The sequence below is a fragment of the Microbacterium sp. CFH 31415 genome, from assembly GCF_022538185.1.
GTDB lineage: Bacteria > Actinomycetota > Actinomycetes > Actinomycetales > Microbacteriaceae > Microbacterium.
The window spans coordinates 54,135-73,788 of the sequence record NZ_JAKYXC010000018.1; the positions used below are offsets into that span (position 1 = coordinate 54,135).

The 19,654-nt window shown below is 70.7% G+C and carries 21 protein-coding genes; 11 read left to right on the top strand and 10 right to left on the bottom strand.

Going from position 1 to position 19,654, the window contains the following annotated elements; translation table 11 throughout:
- The first annotated feature begins 68 nt into the window (after positions 1–68).
- Both MK786_RS15795 and MK786_RS15800 read left to right on the top strand, forming a co-directional pair.
- Entirely contained in the window at positions 69–671 is a 603-nt protein-coding gene (locus tag MK786_RS15795) for a 3'-5' exonuclease (protein WP_241113185.1), read from the top strand.
- Between the two features lie 48 nt (positions 672–719).
- On the top strand, positions 720–2,045 hold the full coding sequence (locus tag MK786_RS15800) for a DNA recombination protein RmuC (protein WP_241113186.1): 1,326 nt from the start codon (positions 720–722) through the stop codon (positions 2,043–2,045).
- Between the two features lie 6 nt (positions 2,046–2,051).
- Here the strand turns inward: MK786_RS15800 and MK786_RS15805 are convergent, their stop codons facing one another.
- Together MK786_RS15805 and glpX are read right to left on the bottom strand one after the other, a co-directional pair.
- Complete coding sequence (locus tag MK786_RS15805) at positions 2,052–2,273, bottom strand: UDP-N-acetylmuramyl pentapeptide phosphotransferase (protein ID WP_191767272.1); 222 nt, start codon at positions 2,271–2,273, stop codon at positions 2,052–2,054.
- A gap of 143 nt (positions 2,274–2,416) precedes the next feature.
- Positions 2,417–3,406: a class II fructose-bisphosphatase gene (gene glpX, locus MK786_RS15810; RefSeq protein ID WP_241113187.1), complete on the bottom strand. Its 990-nt coding sequence runs from the start codon at positions 3,404–3,406 to the stop codon at positions 2,417–2,419.
- Between the two features lie 189 nt (positions 3,407–3,595).
- Between glpX and fbaA the strand changes: the two genes are divergently transcribed.
- A complete protein-coding gene (gene fbaA / locus MK786_RS15815; RefSeq protein ID WP_241113188.1) occupies positions 3,596–4,627 on the top strand; it encodes a class II fructose-bisphosphate aldolase in 1,032 nt (343 codons plus the stop codon).
- A gap of 81 nt (positions 4,628–4,708) precedes the next feature.
- On the opposite strand, the gene MK786_RS15820 is transcribed toward fbaA, so the two are convergent.
- From MK786_RS15820 to MK786_RS15835, 4 genes are all read right to left on the bottom strand, one after another.
- Positions 4,709–5,437, bottom strand: a complete 729-nt coding sequence (locus MK786_RS15820) for an anti-sigma factor (protein ID WP_241113189.1) — start codon at positions 5,435–5,437, stop codon at positions 4,709–4,711.
- Positions 5,434–5,940 (bottom strand): sigma-70 family RNA polymerase sigma factor, encoded by a 507-nt coding sequence (locus tag MK786_RS15825; protein ID WP_241113190.1) that lies wholly within the window; start codon positions 5,938–5,940, stop codon positions 5,434–5,436. The genes MK786_RS15820 and MK786_RS15825 overlap by 4 nt, the downstream gene beginning before the upstream one ends.
- Positions 5,941–6,007: 67 nt before the next feature.
- Complete coding sequence (locus tag MK786_RS15830; RefSeq protein ID WP_241113191.1) at positions 6,008–6,583, bottom strand: DUF6264 family protein; 576 nt, start codon at positions 6,581–6,583, stop codon at positions 6,008–6,010.
- Complete coding sequence (locus tag MK786_RS15835) at positions 6,580–7,620, bottom strand: 4-hydroxy-3-methylbut-2-enyl diphosphate reductase (protein ID WP_241113239.1); 1,041 nt, start codon at positions 7,618–7,620, stop codon at positions 6,580–6,582. Before MK786_RS15835 ends, MK786_RS15830 begins: the two co-directional genes overlap by 4 nt.
- Positions 7,621–7,725: 105 nt before the next feature.
- On the opposite strand from MK786_RS15835, the gene xseA reads away from it, so the two are divergent.
- Genes xseA through MK786_RS15870 form a run of 7 tightly spaced genes read left to right on the top strand, consistent with a single transcriptional unit; the run spans position 7,726 to position 14,234 of the window.
- On the top strand, positions 7,726–9,051 hold the full coding sequence (gene xseA / locus MK786_RS15840; protein ID WP_241113192.1) for an exodeoxyribonuclease VII large subunit: 1,326 nt from the start codon (positions 7,726–7,728) through the stop codon (positions 9,049–9,051).
- Positions 9,052–9,061: 10 nt separating this feature from the next.
- Positions 9,062–9,304: an exodeoxyribonuclease VII small subunit gene (locus MK786_RS15845; RefSeq protein WP_241113193.1), complete on the top strand. Its 243-nt coding sequence runs from the start codon at positions 9,062–9,064 to the stop codon at positions 9,302–9,304.
- On the top strand, positions 9,304–9,939 hold the full coding sequence (locus MK786_RS15850) for a DUF4245 family protein (protein ID WP_241113194.1): 636 nt from the start codon (positions 9,304–9,306) through the stop codon (positions 9,937–9,939). The genes MK786_RS15845 and MK786_RS15850 overlap by 1 nt, the downstream gene beginning before the upstream one ends.
- 32 nt (positions 9,940–9,971) lie before the next feature.
- Positions 9,972–10,586 (top strand): carbonic anhydrase, encoded by a 615-nt coding sequence (locus tag MK786_RS15855; RefSeq protein WP_241113240.1) that lies wholly within the window; start codon positions 9,972–9,974, stop codon positions 10,584–10,586.
- 32 nt (positions 10,587–10,618) lie between these two features.
- On the top strand, positions 10,619–12,013 hold the full coding sequence (locus tag MK786_RS15860) for an aspartate ammonia-lyase (RefSeq protein WP_241113195.1): 1,395 nt from the start codon (positions 10,619–10,621) through the stop codon (positions 12,011–12,013).
- Between the two features lie 47 nt (positions 12,014–12,060).
- Complete coding sequence (locus MK786_RS15865) at positions 12,061–13,581, top strand: HAMP domain-containing sensor histidine kinase (RefSeq protein ID WP_241113196.1); 1,521 nt, start codon at positions 12,061–12,063, stop codon at positions 13,579–13,581.
- The gene (locus MK786_RS15870) at positions 13,578–14,234 is read left to right on the top strand and encodes a response regulator transcription factor (RefSeq protein ID WP_241113197.1); all 657 of its coding nucleotides are present in this window, start codon (positions 13,578–13,580) and stop codon (positions 14,232–14,234) included. Before MK786_RS15865 ends, MK786_RS15870 begins: the two co-directional genes overlap by 4 nt.
- Positions 14,235–14,313: 79 nt before the next feature.
- Here MK786_RS15870 and MK786_RS15875 read toward each other — a convergent pair whose 3' ends face one another.
- The 4 genes from MK786_RS15875 to MK786_RS15890 form a co-directional block, all read right to left on the bottom strand.
- Positions 14,314–15,093 carry a hypothetical protein gene (locus MK786_RS15875; RefSeq protein ID WP_241113198.1) on the bottom strand — a complete coding sequence of 260 codons (780 nt, stop codon included), beginning with the start codon at positions 15,091–15,093 and terminating at the stop codon, positions 14,314–14,316.
- 170 nt (positions 15,094–15,263) lie between these two features.
- Positions 15,264–16,619 carry a PhoH family protein gene (locus tag MK786_RS15880; protein ID WP_241113199.1) on the bottom strand — a complete coding sequence of 452 codons (1,356 nt, stop codon included), beginning with the start codon at positions 16,617–16,619 and terminating at the stop codon, positions 15,264–15,266.
- A gap of 206 nt (positions 16,620–16,825) precedes the next feature.
- Complete coding sequence (locus MK786_RS15885; RefSeq protein WP_241113200.1) at positions 16,826–17,947, bottom strand: aminotransferase class V-fold PLP-dependent enzyme; 1,122 nt, start codon at positions 17,945–17,947, stop codon at positions 16,826–16,828.
- A gap of 55 nt (positions 17,948–18,002) precedes the next feature.
- Entirely contained in the window at positions 18,003–18,788 is a 786-nt protein-coding gene (locus MK786_RS15890) for an isoprenyl transferase (protein WP_241113201.1), read from the bottom strand.
- Positions 18,789–18,900: 112 nt separating this feature from the next.
- Between MK786_RS15890 and MK786_RS15895 the strand changes: the two genes are divergently transcribed.
- Positions 18,901–19,644, top strand: coding sequence for a hemolysin III family protein (locus MK786_RS15895; RefSeq protein ID WP_241113202.1), 744 nt, complete (start codon positions 18,901–18,903; stop codon positions 19,642–19,644).
- The last annotated feature ends 10 nt before the right edge of the window (positions 19,645–19,654 follow it).

Below are 19,654 nucleotides of genomic sequence, written 5' to 3' on the forward strand. Positions count from 1 at the left end.
ACGCTCGATGCCGGTTGAGCACGGCGCGCCTGCCGCGGGCGCCGCCGACCGGGGGTGAGGCTGAGCACGTGGCCCTGGACTTCACCGCGATCGACTTCGAGACGGCGAATCCGAGCAATGCCTCGGCCTGCGCGGTCGGGCTCGTGAAGGTGCGCGGCGGCGAGGTCGTCGCGCAGACGGGGTGGCTGATCCAGCCGCCGGCCGGGCACGACCGGTTCTTCGAGCTCAACACGCGCATCCACGGCATCACCGCCGAAGACGTGATCGGTGCCGCGACGTGGACCGGCCAGCTCGCGGCGATGAACGCATTCATCGGCGGAGACGTGCTGGTCGCCCACAACGCCGGCTTCGACATGGCCGTCATCAAGCGGGCGTGCGAGGCGACCGGCGACGACTGCCCGCCGTACCGCTATGCCTGCAGCCTGCAGGTTGCGCGCAAGGTGTACCAGCTCGAGTCCTACCGCCTGCCCTTCGTCGCAGCAGAGGCCGGATTCTCCGAGTTCGCCCATCACAACGCCACCGCCGACGCGCTCGCGTGCGCTCACGTCATGATCGATGCGGCGCGCCGCCTGGCCGCGGACGACATCGACCTCCTGACCGAGTACTGCGGAGTGCGCGTGTCGCAGATCGCCGTGGCCGAGGCGCCCGCGGTCTCCTTCGCCGTCGCGTAGCGGGCGCGCCCCCGCCGCGATGTCCGGGGCCTCCGTCATCCTGGGCCCATGGACGCACTCCTCGTCTCGATGATCGCCGTTGCGACCCTGCTCGTCGGGGCCCTCGCAGGCTTCACCGCCGGCCTCGCCCGCGGTGCCGCGCGCGCCGCGCGCGAGCATGCCGAACTGCGCGCCCGCCTGGCCGCGGCCGAGGCCGCGCGACAGGGCGTGCAGGCCCAGCTCGACCACCAGCAGGTGCTCTACCGCGAGCTCGCGAGCCAGGCGCGCCACGACCAGGCGACACGCGAAGAGCGCGAGCGTCGCGAGCAGACGGTGCTGCGCGCGCTCGCGCCGGTTCACGAGACGCTCTCGGCCATGCAGGCCAAGGTCGGAGAGCTCGAGCGCGACCGGCACACGCAGTTCGGCACGCTCGCCGAGCAGCTGCGGCGCGCGCACGAGTCCGACGAAGCCCTGCGTGCGACCACCGAGTCGCTCGCGAGCGCGCTGCGGTCCGGCTCGACCCGAGGCGTGTGGGGCGAGACCCAGCTGCGCCGCGTCGTCGAGGCGGCGGGCCTCACGCGCTACGTCGACTTCGATCTGCAGGCCTCGATCCGATCGGATGCCGGCGCCGGCCGACCCGACATGGTCATCCGGCTCCCCGGCGACAAGGCCATCGCCGTCGACGCGAAGGTTCCGCTCGACGCCTACCTCGAGGCCAGCGCCATTCCGCTCACGGCGCAGGGTGCGGAGGCCGCGCGCCGGCGCACGCTGCTCGACAAGCACGTGAAGGCGGTGCGCGCGCATGTCGACGCCCTGGCCAAGAAGGCGTACTGGTCCGGCCTCCCGTCGAGCCCGGAGTTCGTAGTGTGCTTCGTGCCGAGCGAGTCGCTGCTCGCTGCGGCCCTGGAAGAAGACCCGTCGCTGCTCGACCACGCCTTCGGCAAGCGCGTGGCCCTCGCGTCGCCCGTGAACCTGTGGGCGGTGCTGAAGACTGTCGCCTACACGTGGACGCAGCAGGACGTCTCGGCCGAGGCGCGCACGTTGTTCGAGCTCGGCAACCAGCTCTACGAGCGGCTCGGCTCACTCGCCGGTCACGCCGACGATCTCCGCCGAGCGATCGAGCGCACCGTCGACAGCTACAACCGGTTCGCCGGATCCCTCGAGACGCGAGTGCTCGTGAGCGCCCGCCGGTTCCCCGGGATCGATGCGACGAAGCTCGACGCGCTCGTCGAGCCGGCGACGATCGAGAAGTCGCCGCGGCGTCTCACAGCCCCCGAGCTCCTCGACGCGACGCTCGACCTTGATCGGGCCGGCGGTGCCGGTGGAGCCACGGACCACGCGTCGACGGCCGACCTGGGCGACCTGCGGGCGCGGATCGCGCCTGGGCAGGACTGATGCGGGTCAGGCCCCGCCGGGCACGAAGCTCAGCAGTGCGATCACCGCGGCGGAGACACCGACGAACGCGCCGACCATCCACCACGCGCTGATCTCATGGCCCTCTTCCCGGCGCACACGCAGGAGCACGTCGGGGCGACGTGACGGATCGGCCGTGTTCGCCACGGCGTTGGCCACAACCGCCTGTGCGCCGGTCTGCGGCGATGGACCGCCTACCTGTCCGGACATCGAAAACTCCCTCGCATGGAAACACGAGTCGGCGTCGACCCACGTCCGATTCTGCCAGAGTTCCCCTTCGATGACGTCACGATCCAGTCACGCCAGTAACATCTGTCACACCAGTAGCAGACGTCCTCAGACGCGGTGTGTTCCTACAGCCACTTCGAGACGAGGTGCTCCGAGCTGATGCGACGGAGGGTTCCTGAGGCGCCACGCAGCACGACGCTCTCGGTGTACACGTAGCCGCCCTCGCGGCGCACACCCGCGACGAGCTGGCCGTCGGTGACGCCGGTGGCGACGAAGATCGTGTTGCTTCCCTTCACGAGGTCATCTGCCTCGTACACGTGGCCGTCGAGCTTCAGCCCGGCGTCGATGCCCCGCTGCTTCTCGTCGTCGTCGCGTGGCCAGAGCCGGCCCTGGATGTGTCCGCCGAGCGCCTTGATGGCGCAGGCCGTGACGATCCCCTCCGGGCTGCCGCCGACGCCGACGCACATATCGGTGCGGGCATCGTGGCGCGCGGCGTTGATGCCGCCGGCGACGTCACCGTCGCTCATCAGGCGCGTGCCGGCACCGGCGGCGCGGATCTCGTCGATGAGCTGGTCGTGGCGGGGGCGGTGCAGCACCGAGACGACGATCTCGTCGACCGGCTTCCCGAGCGCCTTCGCCAGCCGCCGGATGTTCTCACCGGTCGGAAGGCGGATGTCCACCACGCCGACTCCGGCCGGGCCCGTCACCAGTTTGTCCATGTAGAAGACGCTCGAGGCGTCGAGCATCGTGCCCTGATCGGAGACGGCGATGACCGACAGCGCGTTGTTGCGACCGGCGGCGGTGAGCGACGTGCCGTCGATCGGGTCCACGGCGACGTCGGCCTTCGGTCCTCGGCCGTTGCCGACCCGCTCGCCGTTGTAGAGCATGGGCGCTTCGTCCTTCTCGCCCTCGCCGATGACGATCGTGCCGTCGAAGTTCACGGTGGTGAAGAAGGCACGCATGGCGTCGACCGCGGCGCCGTCGGCGTCCTCCTTCGCTCCGCGACCGATGAACGGCACCGCCCGGATCGCCGCCGCCTCTGTGGCACGCACCAGTTCGAGTGCAAGGTTGCGGTCGGGGTGGAGCGGGCTCATGTCAGCGGTCAGACTCACCATGACCCCCAGCGTAGCCAGCGGGGTTGCGTGAACCGCAGAATTTCACACCGCGAGTGTCGAAGGAATTGCGATTCTTTCACACTGGCTCAGAACGCGTCCGTGCACCCGTCACGCAGCGGTACGGCATCCACCCTCCCGATCTCTCGGCGCTAAAGTCGAGGGACGCCCCCAACCGACCAAGGAGCACCCATGCCCGTCGCCACCCCGGAGCAATACGCCGACATGCTGGACCGCGCGAAGGCCGGCGGTTTCGCGTATCCCGCCATCAACGTCGCCAGCTCGCAGTCGATCAACGCCGTGCTGCAGGGTCTCACCGAGGCCGGCTCCGACGGCATCATCCAGGTCACGACGGGCGGCGCGGACTACTTCGCCGGCCACACCGTCAAGGCCCGTGCGGCCGGTGCACTGGCATTCGCGAAGTTCGCCACCGAGGTCGCCAAGGCCTACCCGATCACGGTCGCACTGCACACCGACCACTGCCCGAAGCCCGCGCTGGCCGACTTCGTGCTGCCGCTCATCGAGGCTTCCGAGGAAGAGGTCAAGGCGGGCCGCAACCCGATCTTCCAGTCGCACATGTGGGACGGCTCGGCCGTGCCGCTCGACGAGAACATCGAGATCGCGAAGGACCTTCTCCCCCGCCTCCGCAACATCAACGCGATCCTCGAGGTCGAGATCGGCGTCGTGGGCGGCGAAGAGGACGGCGTGCAGCACGAGGGCTCGAATGACGCGCTCTACACGACGGTCGCCGACGTGACCAAGGCCGTCGAGGCGCTCGGCCTCGGCGAGAACGGCCGCTACATCTCGGCCCTCACCTTCGGCAACGTCCACGGCGTGTACAAGCCGGGCAACGTGAAGCTCAAGCCCGAGCTGCTCGGCGAGATCCAGGAGGGCATCGCCGCGAAGTTCGGCACCGGACCGAAGCCGCTCGACCTGGTCTTCCACGGCGGCAGCGGCTCGACCGACGCCGAGATCGCCGAGGCGGTCGCCAACGGCGTCGTCAAGATGAACATCGACACCGACACCCAGTACGCGTTCACGCGCTCGGTCGCCGGCTTCATGTTCCAGAACTACGACGGCGTCCTCAAGGTCGACGGCGAAGTGGGCAACAAGAAGGCCTACGACCCCCGCGCGTGGGGCAAGATCGCCGAGTCGGCGATGGCGGCGCGCGTCGTCAGCGCCACGCAGCAGCTGGGGTCGGCGGGCAAGAGCCTCGCCGCCTGAGGCGCGCAGGACAGACGAGCGGATGCCTCGGCTCCGCCCCTTCGCCGGGGCGGGTCCGGGGCATCCGGCGTTCCCGGGCTGTCAATGCGGGGCCGCCTCCACGTCCGGCGGATCGAGCTCGGTGCGCATCAGCACCTTGCCCGTCCGGAGCGAGCGGATCTCGACGGCCGCGATCTCATCGACGTCGAGCGCCGTCGAGGCGCTGAGGCGGGCCGTCGAACCCGGCAGGGCTCGCCACGTGGAGACCTCGCTCGTCGTGCCGTCGACGCCGGTCAGCACGAGCGAATACGGCCAGCCCTCTGCGGGGGCGTCGTCGCCCGCAGGCTCGGTGTAGCGGCAGGTCATCTCGATCCGCGTGCCCCACGGCGCATCCGCGAGCTCGACCGTCGCCGAGAGCGGCAGGTCCACGAGCGGCTCGAGGGCGATCACCTGGATGCCGCGCAACGCCGGCCCGATCGCCGTCGTCACGGCGAGCACGACCGCGATGACGATCGCCGCCGCTGCGGCGAGCCCGCCCGCCCACCGTCCCCGACGACGGCGCTGCGCCTCGCGGGTCCCTCGCTCGATCAGGCGCGTGCGGGACGCGGCATCCGGCCCCGCCTCCCCCGCCGCAGCCGCGAGGAGCGACATCGCGCGGTCAGGCGGCACGCGTGAGAGAAGGCCCGGCGTCGACGCGAGGTCGGCGAGCGCGGCACGGCAGACGTCGCAGCGCTCGATGTGCTCCTCGAACAGCCGGCGGTCGGCCGGGCCGAGCGCACCGAGGACGTAGGCGGCGTCCCATTCGGCGAAGCGAGCGTGGTCGGGGCTCATCGCGTCACTCCCTTCTCCTGCAGCGCGAGTCGCAGCGCGCGCAGGCCGTAGTGCAGGCGGGACTTGACCGTGCCCTGCGGGATGTCGAGCTCGTCGGCGATCTCCGCCACCGTCAGCGCGCCGAAGTACGCGCGGATGACGACGGCCCGATGGTCGGCCGACAGCGCGGCGAGCGCCTCCTCGATGAGGATCGCCTCGAACAGGGCGTCCGTGGCGTCGGGGCTCGCGGTCTCGGGTGGTTCGGCGACCCCGACTTCGCGCCGGCGGCGCGCGGAGCGCACGTCGTCGACCACCAGATGCCGTGCGACGGTGAACATCCACGAGCGCGTGGACTCCGGGGCCTGCGCCATGATCCGCGGGGTGCGCCACGCGCGCAGGAGGGTCTCCTGCACGACGTCGTCCGCACCGGCGCGATCGCCGGTGAGGTGCACGACGTATCGCCACACCGGCGCCGCATGGGCGTCGTAGAGCGCGGCCAGTCGCGTGGCGTCGTCGTCCGGCATCCTCACCTCCCGTAGGAGTCACGAAATGTCGCAGGCCCAGGTTCACCGGCCTCCGCGCCGGACTCGGTCAGCGGAGGCTGCCGACCATCGCCTCCCACACCGCGGGGTCGTTCATCAGAGGCACGAGCACCAGCGACGCCGACGCGAACGTGAACACGACGCCTCCGACGAGCGGGATCCACCACGAGAGGCGTCCGCGCCGCACGCTGACCCAGGACAGCGCCGCGGTGATCAGCCATCCCACCGCGAGCACGATCGCGGCCGCGACGCCCCACGGCCGTCCTGCGGCGGGATCCGTGAGCGTCGCATCGACGCCCAGCAGGTCGAACATGCGCTGCGCGTAGTCGCTGAAGTCGGCGAGCGCCGGGAAGGTGGCGATGACGTTGATGAGCCCGTACGCCAGGAGGGCGAACGTCACGATCCGGTCGACCGGCCGGGTGCGGGTCCGCGCGGTGGCGGCAGGCGCACCCGCCGGCTGCGTCGCGACGACCGGGGCGGATTCGGCCACGGGCGCCGGCTCGTACACCAGGCTCGCGTCGGGCTGCGCGATGCGCGCCCGCTGCTCCTCGGGGGTGGCGTACTCGCCGAATTGCGGCCGCGGTCGCGGCTCGGGCGCCGGGACGGCGTCGCCGGCCTCGGTCACGCGCGGCTCCGGCCGCCGAGCGCGCGGTCGTCGCGCGTGCCCGCAGCGTTCGTGCGGAGCTCCTTCGGCAGCGAGAACTGCAGGTCCTCCTCGGCCGTGCGCACCTCTTCCACGTCGCGGTAGCCGGCGCCGGCGAGGTCTTCGAGCACCTGCTGCACGAGCACCTCGGGCACCGACGCACCGCTCGTGACGCCGACGGTCTCGACACCCTCGAGCCACGCCTGCTCGACCTCGTCGGCGTAGTCGACCCGGTACGCCGCCTTCGCGCCGTACTCGAGCGCGACCTCGACGAGCCGCACGCTGTTGGACGAGTTCGCCGACCCCACGACGATCACGAGGTCGGCGCCCTTCGCGACCTTCTTGATTGCGACCTGGCGGTTCTGGGTGGCGTAGCAGATATCGTCGGACGGCGGGTCCTGCAGCTGCGGGAACCGCGTGCGCAGTCGCCGCACGGTCTCCATCGTCTCGTCGACGGAAAGGGTCGTCTGCGACAGCCACACGACCTTCGACGGGTCGCGCACCTCGATGGTGTCGGCCTCTTCGGGCGAGTTCACGATCGTGACATGGTCGGGCGCCTCGCCCGCGGTGCCCTCGACCTCTTCGTGGCCCTGATGGCCGATGAGCAGGATCTCGAAGTCGTCGCGCGCGAAGCGCACCGCCTCGCGGTGCACCTTGGTGACGAGCGGGCACGTGGCGTCGATGGCGAGAAGACCGCGATCGGATGCCGCGTTCACGACGGCCGGCGACACTCCATGCGCGCTGAACACGACGTGAGCACCCTCGGGCACCTCGTCGACCTCCTCGACGAAGATCGCGCCCTTGGCCTCGAGCTCGGTGACCACGTGGATGTTGTGGACGATCTGCTTGCGCACGTAGACCGGCGCACCGAAGCGGTCGAGCGCCTTCTCGACGGCGATCACGGCACGATCGACGCCGGCGCAGTATCCGCGGGGCGACGCCAGCAGCACCCGCTTCTGTCCTTGCACGGGGATATCCTGAAGGCGTTCGCGCCGCCGCGGGACGCGGGGGACGGGCATGCTCACAGGGGTACTGCCCACGGTGCTGGTGCTCACCCCTCGATTCTATGGGCGGCCCCTGTGCGCGGGCCGAAGAGCGACCCGCCCGCCGCACGAGAGGACCGCATGACGACCTTCCAGCCCGAGCCCGTCGCGGGCGAGGCGCCGCCTCCCGACTCGGTGCGCCCGAAGGACTCCACGCCGCAGGCGCCGACTTCGGTGTCGCGGCTCAACGAGACGATCCGCGGCTTCATCCAGACGTGGGGCTCGGTGTGGGTGGAGGGCGAGATCACGTCGTGGAACGTGCGCGGCGGCAACGTGTTCGGCCGCCTCAAAGACAACGCCGCCGACGCGACCATCTCGTTCCGCATCTGGTCGTCGACGCGCGAGCGCCTTCCCGACGACCTCAAGGTCGGCGACCATGTCGTCACGTGCGTGAAGGCCGACTTCTTCGCCAAGTCGGGTGACTTCAGCTTCAGCGTGTCGGCGATGCGCCACGTCGGCCTCGGCGACCAGCTCGAGCGGCTGGAGCGCCTGCGGGCTCAGCTGCGGGCCGAGGGCCTGTTCGACCCGTCGCGCCGCAAACCGCTCCCCTTCCTCCCCCAGACCATCGGCCTCATCACGGGCGAGAACTCGGACGCCGAGAAAGACGTCCACCGCAACGCCGAGCTGCGCTGGCCGCAGGTGCGCTTCCGCACGAAGTACGCCGCGTCGCAGGGTGAGCGCTGTGTGCCCGAGACGATCGCGGCGCTCAAGGCGCTCGACGCCGCCCCCGACGTCGATGTCATCATCATCGCGCGCGGCGGGGGCGACCCGCAGACGCTGCTCGGCTTCAGCGACGAGCGTCTCGTGCGCGCCGTCGCCGCGGCATCCACTCCCGTCGTCAGCGCCATCGGCCACGAGAACGACCATCCGCTCCTCGACGACGTCGCCGATCTGCGGGCGTCGACGCCCACCGACGCGGCCAAGCGAGTGGTGCCGGATGTCGCGGAGCAGCGTGCGCTCGTGGCGCAGCTGCGCTCGCGACTGACGTCCCGGCTGACACAGCGCGTGTCGCACGACATCGCTCAGCTCGAGCAGCTGCGCTCCCGGCCGGCGCTTCGCGCCCCCGAGTCGATGATCGCGTCGCGCGCGCAGGAGGTCGAGCTGCTCGCGGCGCGCGGCCGCGATCGGGTCGACCGCGCCCTCGAGTCGCACACGCGCCGCACCGCCGAACTCCGGGCCACGCTGCGCGCCCTGTCGCCGGCATCCACCCTCGCGCGGGGCTATGCCATCGCGCACCTGGCCGACGGCGTCATCGTGCGCGACGCGTCCCAGGCGCCGGCATCCACCCCCGTCGTGGTCACCGTCGGCCGAGGCTCGTTCGCGGCGAGGTCCGACGGCGAGGTCGCAGAGTCGGCGGGTGCGCCGTCGGATCCGGCGGCCGCAGGAGACGGTCCGGCGCCGAACTAGGATGGGACGCATGACCGAGTCGACCGGTGCACCGTCCGACGTCGCCTCCCTCTCCTTCGAGCAGGCCCGCGACGAACTCGTGCGCGTGGTCGCCGAACTCGAGCAGGGCGCCCCGACGCTCGAGCACTCGCTCGCCCTGTGGGAGCGCGGCGAAGCCCTCGCCGCCCGGTGCGACGAGTGGCTCCTGGGCGCCAAACGCCGCCTCGACGCGGCACGCTCATCGGCCGAGTCCGCCGGATCGGAGCGTGCGTGATGGCGAAGGGACCACGCATCGTCGCCGAGCTCGGCCGCCCCGAGACTCCCGATGAGACCGCCGCCCGCAAGGCCGAGTCCTCGCGTGTCCACCGCGAGGCGCAGAACACCCGCAACCTGATCGCGGCGCTCATCGTCACCATCGGCGTCGTGCTCGTCATCGTGCTGGCGGTCCCCCGCGGTGAGCCGCCGGCCCGCGAGCCGATCGACGTTTCCGCCGTGGCCGAGCGCGTCGGCGCCGCCGAGGGCCGCACCCTGATCGTGCCCGACGCACCTCCCTCGTGGCAGGTCAACGCCGCGTCCATCGAGGGCGACGTTCCACGCGCGTGGACGATCGTCTACGTCGACGAGACGTGGTTCGTGCGGGTGGCGCAGGGCTTGGACGCAGACCCCGCCTGGCCGGCGCGCGTGCTGTCCGGGGCGGGCCCCGACGGCACGGTCGAGGTCGACGGCGTGACGTGGGACCGCTACGACATCGCCGATCCCTCGCGCGCCGGGAACATCACGGGCGCGCTGTCGACGCAGGTCGGCCCCGACACCGTCCTGATCTACGGCAAGGCGGACGACGCGACGCTCGAAGAGGTCGCGGCCGCCGTCTCCCCCGAGGTCCGCGAGTTGCAGGAGGAAACCGAGTGAGCGAACCGTCGCCGAGCAAGGTCTGGAACGAGATGCGGCGCGGCAACGACCGCTTCGTCGCGGGCGAGCCGCGCCATCCCCGCCAGGATGTCGAACGGCGGCACGATCTCGCCGCCGGCCAGCGTCCGCGCGCGGCCCTCTTCGGCTGCTCCGACTCGCGTCTCGCCGCCGAGATCATCTTCGACAAGGGGCTGGGCGACCTGTTCGTCGTCCGCAACGCCGGCCAGGTCATCTCCGACTCGGTCGTCGGCAGCCTCGAGTACGCCGTCGCCGTCCTCGAGGTGCCGCTCATCATCGTGCTCGGGCACGACGAGTGCGGCGCCGTGGGCGCGGCCATCGACAGCACCCGGCCGGATGCCCCCGAGCTCCCGCCGCACATCTGGCGCCAGATCGCGCCCATCGTCCCCGCGGTCCACCGCGTCGTCCGCGCGGGCACCGTCGACGGCGTCCCGCCCGCGGCCATCGACGCAGAGCAGGTCGGTCGCGAGCACCTTCGCGACACGTGCGGCGAACTGCTGCACTCATCCGAGCTCATCAGCGACGCCGTCGCCGAAGGCCGCCTGGCCATCGTGGGCGCCAACTACCGACTCGCCGAAGGCACCGCCGTCCCCGACGTCATCGTCGGGCGCGTCGACGAAGAAGCCTGACGCACTCTCGCCACCAACGGAGGAACGACGAAGTGACCGACATCGAATACCGCATCGAGCACGACACCATGGGCGAGGTCCGCGTCCCCAAGGACGCCCTCTACGCCGCGCAGACCCAGCGCGCGGTCGAGAACTTCCCCATCTCCGGCGACCCGCTCGAACCCGCGCAGATCGTGGCGCTCGCCCGTATCAAGAAGGCGGCCGCGCTTGCGAACAAGGAGCTCGGCACGCTCGACGGCGCGATCGCCGATGCGATCGCGCGCGCCGCCGACCGCATCATCTCCGGCGAGTACGCCGACCAGTTCCCGATCGACGTCTACCAGACGGGCAGCGGCACCTCGTCGAATATGAACATGAACGAAGTCCTCGCGACTCTCGCGACGCAGGACCTCGGCTCGGCCGTGCACCCCAACGACCATGTCAACGCGTCGCAGTCCTCGAACGACGTGTTCCCCACCTCGGTGCACATCGCCGTCACCCAGGAGCTCATCGACGACCTCATCCCGGCCCTCGACCACCTCGCGGTCGCGCTCGAGGCCAAGGCCGAGGCCTGGAAGTCCGTCGTTAAGTCGGGCCGCACCCACCTGATGGACGCGACGCCCGTAACCCTCGGCCAGGAGTTCGGCGGCTACGCCCGTCAGATGCGGCTCGGCATCGAGCGTGTGCAGGCCGTTCTCCCCCGCGTCGCGGAGGTCCCGCTCGGCGGCACCGCGGTCGGCACGGGCATCAACACCCCGCTCGGCTTCCCGCAGAAGGTGATCGAATTCATCGTCGCCGACACCGAGCTGCCGATCACCGAGGCGAAGGACCACTTCGAGGCTCAGGCGAACCGCGACGGGCTGGTAGAGGCATCCGGCGCCCTCCGCACCATCGCCGTCTCGCTCACCAAGATCAACAACGACATCCGGTGGATGGGCTCGGGGCCGAACACCGGAATCGGCGAGCTGCACATCCCCGATCTGCAGCCCGGATCGTCGATCATGCCCGGCAAGGTCAACCCGGTGGTTCCCGAGGCGACGCTCATGGTGTGCGCACGCGTGATCGGGAACGACGCGACCGTCGCCTGGGCAGGCGCCTCCGGTTCGTTCGAGCTCAACGTCGCGATCCCTGTCATGGGCACCGCGGTGCTCGAGTCGATCAGCCTGCTCGCGAACGCCTCGCGCCTGCTCGCCGACAAGACCATCGACGGCCTCGAGGCCAACGTCGACCGTGCGGCCGCCTATGCGGGCATGTCGCCGTCGATCGTGACGCCGCTCAACAAGCTCATCGGCTACGAGGCCGCCGCGAAGATCGCCAAGCACTCGGTCGCGAAGGGCATCACCGTCCGCGAGGCCGTCATCGACCTCGGCTACGTCGAGCGCGGAGAGCTCACACTGGAGCAGCTCGACGAGAAGCTCGACCTGCTGTCGATGACGCACCCGGGCTGAGCATCCGATTCGTGCCGCAGGAGCCTCCCGCGGGCGATAATCAGGGGGTGACCCGCTCGACGCCCAGGCCGATCCCGGCCCGTGTGAGGATCCTCGCCGCGATCCTCGCCGTGGCCTGTGTCGGACTGGCCGTCGTCGGGAGCGTCACCTTCCTCGTGCAGCGCGAGCGCGTCGTCCAGGAGGTGGACCACCGGCTCGAGGCACAGGTAGACGGCCTGCGGACACTGGCGAGCCCTCCGGCGGACCGGGATGACGAGCCCGCCTCGGACGACGGTGCGACCACCGCGAGTGAGATCTTCGACATCCGCGAGTACACCTCGATCGACCCCTACCTCCGAGATGTCGTGGCCAGCTTCGTGCCCGCTCGCAACGAGGGATCGGTCGCGGTGATCGACGGTGTCGCACGCTATCGGCCGGGCACGTTCTCGGGCTTCGACATCTCCAGGAACACCGAGCTCATCGATCGGGCGATCGCGGAGACGGCCAACGGGGACACCAAGACCGGCACCATCGCCACCGCGGACGGCTCGCTCCGGTACATCGCCATCCCTGTGACGATGGCGGGCGACGATGGCGAAGGCCTGTACATCCGGGCGGTCGACATGGGCGCCGAACTCGAGCCCGTCACCGCGGCGATGGGGACCTACGTGATCGCGGCCCTCGCGGTGCTGGCTGCGATCGGCGTCGTCGGCTGGTTCGTCACGGGCCGCCTGCTCTCCCCGATCCGCCTCATGCGCGAGACCGCCGACGCGATAACGATCGCCGACCTGTCCCCGCGGCTGTCGACGCAGGGCAACGACGACATCTCCGACCTCTCGCGCACCGTCAACTCGATGCTCGACCGCATCGAAGGATCCGTCGACGTGCAGCGTCAGCTGCTCGACGACGTGCGCCACGAGCTGAAGACCCCCATCACCATCGTGCGCGGGCACCTCGAGCTCATGAACCCCGGCGACGCCGGAGACGCCGCGGCGGCGCGCGAGATCGGCATCGCCGAGCTCGACCGCCTCGCCCGCCTCGTAGAGGACATCGACCTGCTCGCCGCCGCAGAGGGCGACTCGTACGTCATGCGCGACGTCGACCTCTCCGCGCTCACCGCGCGCGTGGGCGAGCTCGTCGCCGTGATCCCCCAGCACGCCTGGACGATCGAGGCGCACGCCGAGGGTGTCGTGCAGGGCGACCAGGACCGCCTCCTCCAGGCGTGGCTCCAGCTCGCCGACAACGCCGCGAAGTACACCCCCGCGGGCACGTCCATCGAGATCGGCAGCTCGCTCGACGACACCGGGGCTCGTCTGTGGGTCCGCGATCACGGAGCGGGCATCCCCCCGGCATCACGCAGTCGCATCTTCCGGCGCTTCGACCGCGCCCACGGCAAGCGCACCGTGGGCGGCTCGGGACTCGGCCTCGCAATCGTCGACGCGATCACGAAGGGCCACGGCGGCTCCTGCGCGGTGACCGACACCCCCGGTGGCGGCGCCACCTTCACCATCCACCTTCCTCCCGCCGCCGCCGAGCTTCCGGCGCCGGTGCGGGCGGGCGACGTTCTGCAGCGGGAGACATCGGCATGACACGGATCCTCATCGTCGAGGACGAGCCGCGCATCGCGTCGTTCGTCAGCCGCGGTCTCGAGTCTGCGGGCTATGAGACGACCGTCGTCGAGGACGGCGAGGAAGCTCTCACGGTTGCGCTCCGCGGCGACGCCGACCTCGTGCTGCTCGACGTGGGCCTGCCCACGATGGACGGCTTCGAGGTGCTTCGCGAGCTGCGCTCCCGGGGATCGGTCGTGCCGGTGATCATGCTCACCGCCCGCTCCAGCACCCGAGACACGGTCGAAGGGCTGGATGCCGGCGCCAATGACTACGTGCCGAAGCCGTTCACCTTCGAAGAGCTGCTCGCGCGCGTCCGCTCGCGCCTGCGCGAGACCACTCCCCAGGTCGGGGTCGCGGTTTCGCACGGCGACGTCGTGCTCGACATCCTGGCCCGGCGCGCGACCGTCGGCGGACGCGACGTCGACCTCTCGGCGCGCGAGTTCGCCCTCGCCGAGCAGTTCCTGCGCAACCCGGGCCGCGTGCTCAGCCGAGAGCTGCTGCTGAGCCGCGTGTGGGGCCTCGACTTCGATCCCGGCTCGAACGTCGTCGACGTGTACGTGCGCTACCTGCGCGGCAAGCTGGGGCCCGACCACATCATCACGGTGCGCGGCGCCGGCTACCGCTGGGAGTGACTCCGGGCGCGCGAAGAAGCCCCCGGCGCTGGGGGGCGCCGGGGGCTGGGAAGGCCGGACTGGGGGATCCGGCCGTATATCAATCGCGTCGGTCTGGGGAATCGCGCGATCGATGCTTCTTCGCGCCGACACCGGCATTCGTCGACCGGTCGTCGGCGTTCGCTCCCGCGTGCGCGGGGCGCTTGTGGGAAGACCCGGCCTCGGCGCGCCGGTCCTTCGAGCTGGGTCCGCTGCCCTTCACGGCACCGAGGCCACGACCGGGACTCCCGACCTGGCCGTGGGAGCTGCCGGATCCGACCAGGCCCTGGCGCCCGCCGTCAGTCGTCTCCTCGCCGCCGGGGCGGGCATCGCCCCGTCCCCCCGGGGCGCGGCCTCCGGGCAGCGGGCCGCGGGACTTCTCGAGCCGGTCGATCCAGGCGTCGATGCGAGCCGGCGACCAGCCGAGTCGCTCGGCCCACTTGCGGGCCGCGTCCCACGAGCGCGATGCCTCGGCCTCGGCGACCACCTCGTCTTCGGTCGGCGGCGGCGTGGGTCGAGCGGAATCCGTCACCTCGGGGGTCGAGGCTGGAGGAGCGGCCGGCACCACCTCGGGCGCCGGCGCAGGCACGACCTCGGCGGCGCGCGCGCCGCGGGTCTCGGCGACGGGATCGGTGGTGGTGGCCGGCACGGACTCTTCGCCCGCGCCTGCGCCCTCAGAGTCAGCGGTCGACGCCGGGACCACCACGGGAGCCGCGTCGATCGTCGAACCGGCGGCATCCGAGAGCGCCACACTGTGGGTGAGGGCGACGGCGCAGATCACGGCGACGCTCGCAGCGACGACGGTCATGCCGCCGACAGCCAGCCGCGTCAGACTCTCCACGCGTGCGCCTTCCCTCCCGGTGCCACGAATGCACCTCTTCCATGCTGACAGAACGCCCTGCGCAGGATCCACGTGGGGAATGAGACTCTTCTCATGATGGGAAGGCATGGCCGACCAGTCCGGACATGCGGAAGGGGCCGGGATGCAGCATCCCGGCCCCTTCCGAATCGTCAGGCGAGTTCACCCGCTTCGAGCAGGTCGGTCACCAGGGCCGCGATGGCGGAGCGCTCCGATCGCACGAGGGTGACGTGGCCGAACAGGCCGTGCCCCTTGAGCGTCTCGATGACCGATGCGACGCCGTCGTGCCGGCCGACCCGGAGGTTGTCGCGCTGCCCGACGTCGTGGGTGAGCACGACCCGCGAGTTCTGGCCGATGCGGCTGAGCACGGTGAGCAGCACGTTGCGCTCGAGCGACTGCGCCTCGTCGACGATCACGAATGCGTCGTGCAGCGACCGCCCGCGGATGTGCGTGAGCGGGAGCACCTCGAGCAGCCCGCGCTCGACGACCTCCTCCAGCACGTTCGACGAGACGACCGAGCCGAGGGTGTCGAAGACCGCCTGGCCCCACGGGTTCATCTTCTCCTGCTGATCGCCGGGCAGGTAGCCGAGCTCCTGCCCGCCCACCGCGAAGAGCGGGCGGAAGACGATGATCTTGCGCTGCTGCTGCCGTTCGAGCACCGCCTCGAGCCCCGCACACAGAGCGAGGGCCGACTTGCCGGTGCCGGCGCGACCGCCGAGCGACACGATCCCCACCTCAGGGTCGGTCAGCAGATCGATGGCGATCCGCTGCTCGGCCGAACGGCCGTGCAGACCGAACACCTCGCGGTCGCCTCGCACCAGTTTGTACGCCCCCGCGCTCGTCACGCGGCCGAGCGCCGATCCGCGCTCGGAGTGGATGATGAGACCGGTGTTGACGGGCAGCCCGCGGACCTGGTCGCTGCTGGCGACCTCGCTCTCGTACAGATCGCTGATGTCGTCGCCCGAGACGTCGATCGTCGCGATGCCGGTCCACCCCGAGTCCACCGCCTGCTCGGCGAGGTACTCCTCGGCGGTCACGCCGAGCGATGCGGCCTTGACGCGCATCGGGAGGTCCTTCGAGACGACCGTCACCTCCTGCCCGTCGGACGCGAGGTGCATCGCGACGGCGAGGATGCGACTGTCGTTGTCTCCGAGGCGCATGCCCGACGGCAGGACGCCGGCGTCGGTGTTGTTGAGCTCAACGCGCAGCGTGCCGCCCTCGCCGACGGGAACGGGGAAGTCGAGGCGACCGTGCTCGACACGCAGCTCGTCGAGATGACGGAGCGCCTGACGCGCGAAGTACCCGATCTCGGGATCGTGCCGCTTGCCCTCGAGCTCGGTGATCACCACCACGGGGATCACGACGTTGTGCTCGGCGAAGCGGAAGAAAGCCCGCGGATCGCTCAGCAGCACGGAGGTGTCGAGCACGTAGGTGCGGAGATCCTGTTCCAGATCCGCGGCCTGTGCGACGTCCTGACGGTACTGCTCGTGTGGTGCTCGTGTGGTCACAACCCACTCCCGCCCCGGGTGGAGAACCCGGCAGTCACGAGTCGACCATGGGTCACGAGTCGTGGTCCGAAAGGCCGACTCGAACGGGCGCCTTGCCCGATGTGATGAACGTACGTCCGCGCCATGTCCGGACCCGTGCACGACACGCGCACGAACGTGTCGAGCAGGTGAATTTCCGGGATGCCGCGGGTCGCAGCATCCCGGCATCACCACACGCGTGCGGACGAGAACGCGGCCAGCGCGTCGCCGAACAGTCGCAGCGTGTCGGCGCCGGTGCCGACGTGCGGCGAGACGCGGACGAGCCCGGAGCGCACCGTGACGGTGAGGCCGTGGTTGGCGAGCGACGCCGCGAGAGGAGCCGCGTCCTGCGGCGCGGGCGCGAGGGTGACGATCCCGCCGCGGCGTTCGGGCTCGCGCGGCGTGATCACGGGCACCTCGTAGCGGTCGGCGTAGTACATGACGGTGCGCGTGCGTTCCATGAGCTCGGCCTCGACGGTTGCGACGCCGACCTCGGTCAGCTCCTGCAGCGACGTGGCGAGGCGGGCAGCCGCCAGCGTGTCGATCCCGCTGACGCTGAATGCCCGGGCGGAGGCCGACGGCGGGGGCACGACGTCGAGCGGCAGGTCGCCGTCGATCCCCGCGAACCCCGAGAGGACCGGTGCGATGCGCTCGAGCGCCCGCTCGCCGAACCACGCGAAGCCGGTGCCCCGCCCCGCGCGCAGCCACTTGTACCCGTTCGAGCAGACGACATCGGCCGCCGTGTAGTCGACGTCGATCGTGCCGAAGCCCTGGATCGCGTCGACGATGAGCAGCCGGTCGCCGAGAACGTCGCGGAGGGCGGGCAGGTCGGCGCGATAGCCGGTGCGGAAGTCGATGAGGCTCACGGCGAGCGCGCGCGTGTCGTCGCTGAGCGAGGAGCGCACGAGGTCGGGCGTGATGCAGCCGTCGACGGGATCGAGCCATTGCACGGCGATCGAGCCGAGGGAAGCTGCGGCCCGCGTGGCGGCAACGGTGAGGCTGGGGAACTCGCCGCGTCCGACCATGAGTCCGCCGGCGAGGCCGTAGATGGCCTGCATCAGGCCGTAGGTGGTCGATGGCTGCAGGACCACCTGCGAGGCATCCGTGCCGATCAGACCGGCGACGAGCTCCTGCGCCTCGCGCGCGTGGTCGTTCACCAGCTGGATGCTGGTGCGGCGCCCCGAGCCGAGGAGCTCGGTGTCGGCTTGCGCTTCCGCGCGCACGACCGGAGAGAGCGGTCCGAACGCAGCCCAGTCGAGATACCCCGGTTCCCCATCGAACGACGCCAGATACGTATCCAGATCCGTCACTGACACATCATGGCACGCGGTGCCCGCACGCGGGGTCGCGCCGGTGCGGGCGGGATCAGCTGCCGTAGCGACGATCGCGGCTGGAGTAGTCGCGGATCGCCCGCAGGAAGTCGACCTCGCGGAGGTCGGGGCCGAGCGCCTCGACGAAATAGAACTCGGAGTGCGCGGACTGCCACAGCAGGAAGTCGCTCAGCCGCTGCTCCCCCGAGGTGCGGATGACGAGGTCGGGGTCGGGCTGACCGCCGGTGTAGAGGTGCTCGCCGATCTGCTCCGGTGTGAGGCTCGCCGCGAGCTCCTCGAGCGAACCGCCTTCCTCGTCATGCTGGGCGATGATGCTGCGCACGGCGTCGACGATCTCGCCGCGGCCGCCGTACCCGACGGCGAGGTTGACGTGGAGGCCGGTTTGGTCCCTCGTGCGCTCATCCGCCTCGGCGAGCACGCGGGTGAGCTCGGCAGGCAGGAGGTCCAGGCGCCCGACGGGCTGGACGCGCCAGTCGGGCTCGAGCGACAGCTCGTGCGCGAGCTCCGCGATGATCTCGACGAGATCGGCGAGTTCGCGGGAGTCCCGCTTGCGCAGGTTGTCGGTCGACAGCAGGTACAGCGACACGACTTTGACGCCGACGTCGTCGCACCACCCGAGGAACTCGTGCATCTTCGCGGCGCCGGCGCGATGGCCGTGGGCGGCGGAGTCGAAGCCGAGCTGCTTCGCCCAGCGGCGGTTGCCGTCGATCATCATCGCGACGTGACGCGGCACGGAGCCGGGTTCGAGCCGGCGGCGCAGGCGGTTGATGTAGAGACGGTAGAGAGGCCCCCTGCCCTCGTTCGACCGTGTGCGCGCCACACGCCTACGCTACCTTCCACCCGGACGCCGCCCTAGCGTGGCACTCGGTGCCGGGCGCCGCGAGACCGCGTATGTTCCGCTCACGGCATGCCGCCCGGCCTAATCTTGATGGATGATCCGTCGCAGCCGCCTCCCCCGGGGCCCAGAGGTCCCCGAGCTTCCGCTGATGGACGCCGCAGCTGTCGACGCCGCGAACCCTGAGATCAAGCCCTCCTGGCGCGGATGGATCCACGCCGCCACCTTCCCTGTGGCGATCGTCGCGGGCATCATCCTCATCGCGGTCGCCCAGGGCGGTCCGGCGAAGTGGGCCTGCGCGGTCTTCATGGCGACATCGCTGCTGCTGTTCGGCAACTCCGCGCTCTACCACCGCTTCAACTGGAGCCCGTCGACCAAGGCGGTGCTCAAGCGCATCGACCACGCGAACATCGTGCTCCTCATCGCGGGCACGTACGCGCCGATCGCCGTGCTCGCGCTCCCCCCGCAGCAGGGGTCCATCCTGCTGATCGTCGTATGGTCAGGGGCCCTGCTGGGCATCCTGTTCCGGGTCTTCTGGATCAACGCTCCGCGCTGGCTCTATGTCGCGCTCTACCTCGCGCTCGGCTGGGCGGCGGTGATGTACCTGCCCGATCTGCTGCGCGCCAACGCGACGATGATGATCCTCGTCGCCGTCGGCGGCCTGCTCTACACCGGCGGCGCGGTCGTCTACGCGATGAAGCGCCCGAATCCGTGGCCCGGCCACTTCGGCTTCCACGAGATCTTCCACGTGTGCACGGTCCTGGCGTTCCTTTGCCACTGGGCTGCGTGCCTCATCATCGCCGTCGACCCGTTCTCGCCTTCGCTCGGGCTGCCCGGCTGACCCGAGCGGG

Bases quoted from the DNA above. Each gene is read 5' to 3' on its own strand.
- MK786_RS15850 (WP_241113194.1), top strand. From the start codon at position 9,304: ATGGCGAAGGGACCACGCATCGTCGCCGAGCTCGGCCGCCCCGAGACT.
- MK786_RS15895 (WP_241113202.1), top strand. From the start codon at position 18,901: ATGATCCGTCGCAGCCGCCTCCCCCGGGGCCCAGAGGTCCCCGAGCTT.
- fbaA (WP_241113188.1), top strand. From the start codon at position 3,596: ATGCCCGTCGCCACCCCGGAGCAATACGCCGACATGCTGGACCGCGCG.
- MK786_RS15805 (WP_191767272.1), bottom strand. From the start codon at position 2,273: ATGTCCGGACAGGTAGGCGGTCCATCGCCGCAGACCGGCGCACAGGCG.
- MK786_RS15835 (WP_241113239.1), bottom strand. From the start codon at position 7,620: ATGCCCGTCCCCCGCGTCCCGCGGCGGCGCGAACGCCTTCAGGATATC.
- MK786_RS15855 (WP_241113240.1), top strand. From the start codon at position 9,972: ATGCGGCGCGGCAACGACCGCTTCGTCGCGGGCGAGCCGCGCCATCCC.
- MK786_RS15870 (WP_241113197.1), top strand. From the start codon at position 13,578: ATGACACGGATCCTCATCGTCGAGGACGAGCCGCGCATCGCGTCGTTC.
- MK786_RS15825 (WP_241113190.1), bottom strand. From the start codon at position 5,940: ATGCCGGACGACGACGCCACGCGACTGGCCGCGCTCTACGACGCCCAT.
- MK786_RS15845 (WP_241113193.1), top strand. From the start codon at position 9,062: ATGACCGAGTCGACCGGTGCACCGTCCGACGTCGCCTCCCTCTCCTTC.
- xseA (WP_241113192.1), top strand. From the start codon at position 7,726: ATGACGACCTTCCAGCCCGAGCCCGTCGCGGGCGAGGCGCCGCCTCCC.
- glpX (WP_241113187.1), bottom strand. From the start codon at position 3,406: ATGGTGAGTCTGACCGCTGACATGAGCCCGCTCCACCCCGACCGCAAC.
- MK786_RS15800 (WP_241113186.1), top strand. From the start codon at position 720: ATGGACGCACTCCTCGTCTCGATGATCGCCGTTGCGACCCTGCTCGTC.
- MK786_RS15820 (WP_241113189.1), bottom strand. From the start codon at position 5,437: ATGAGCCCCGACCACGCTCGCTTCGCCGAATGGGACGCCGCCTACGTC.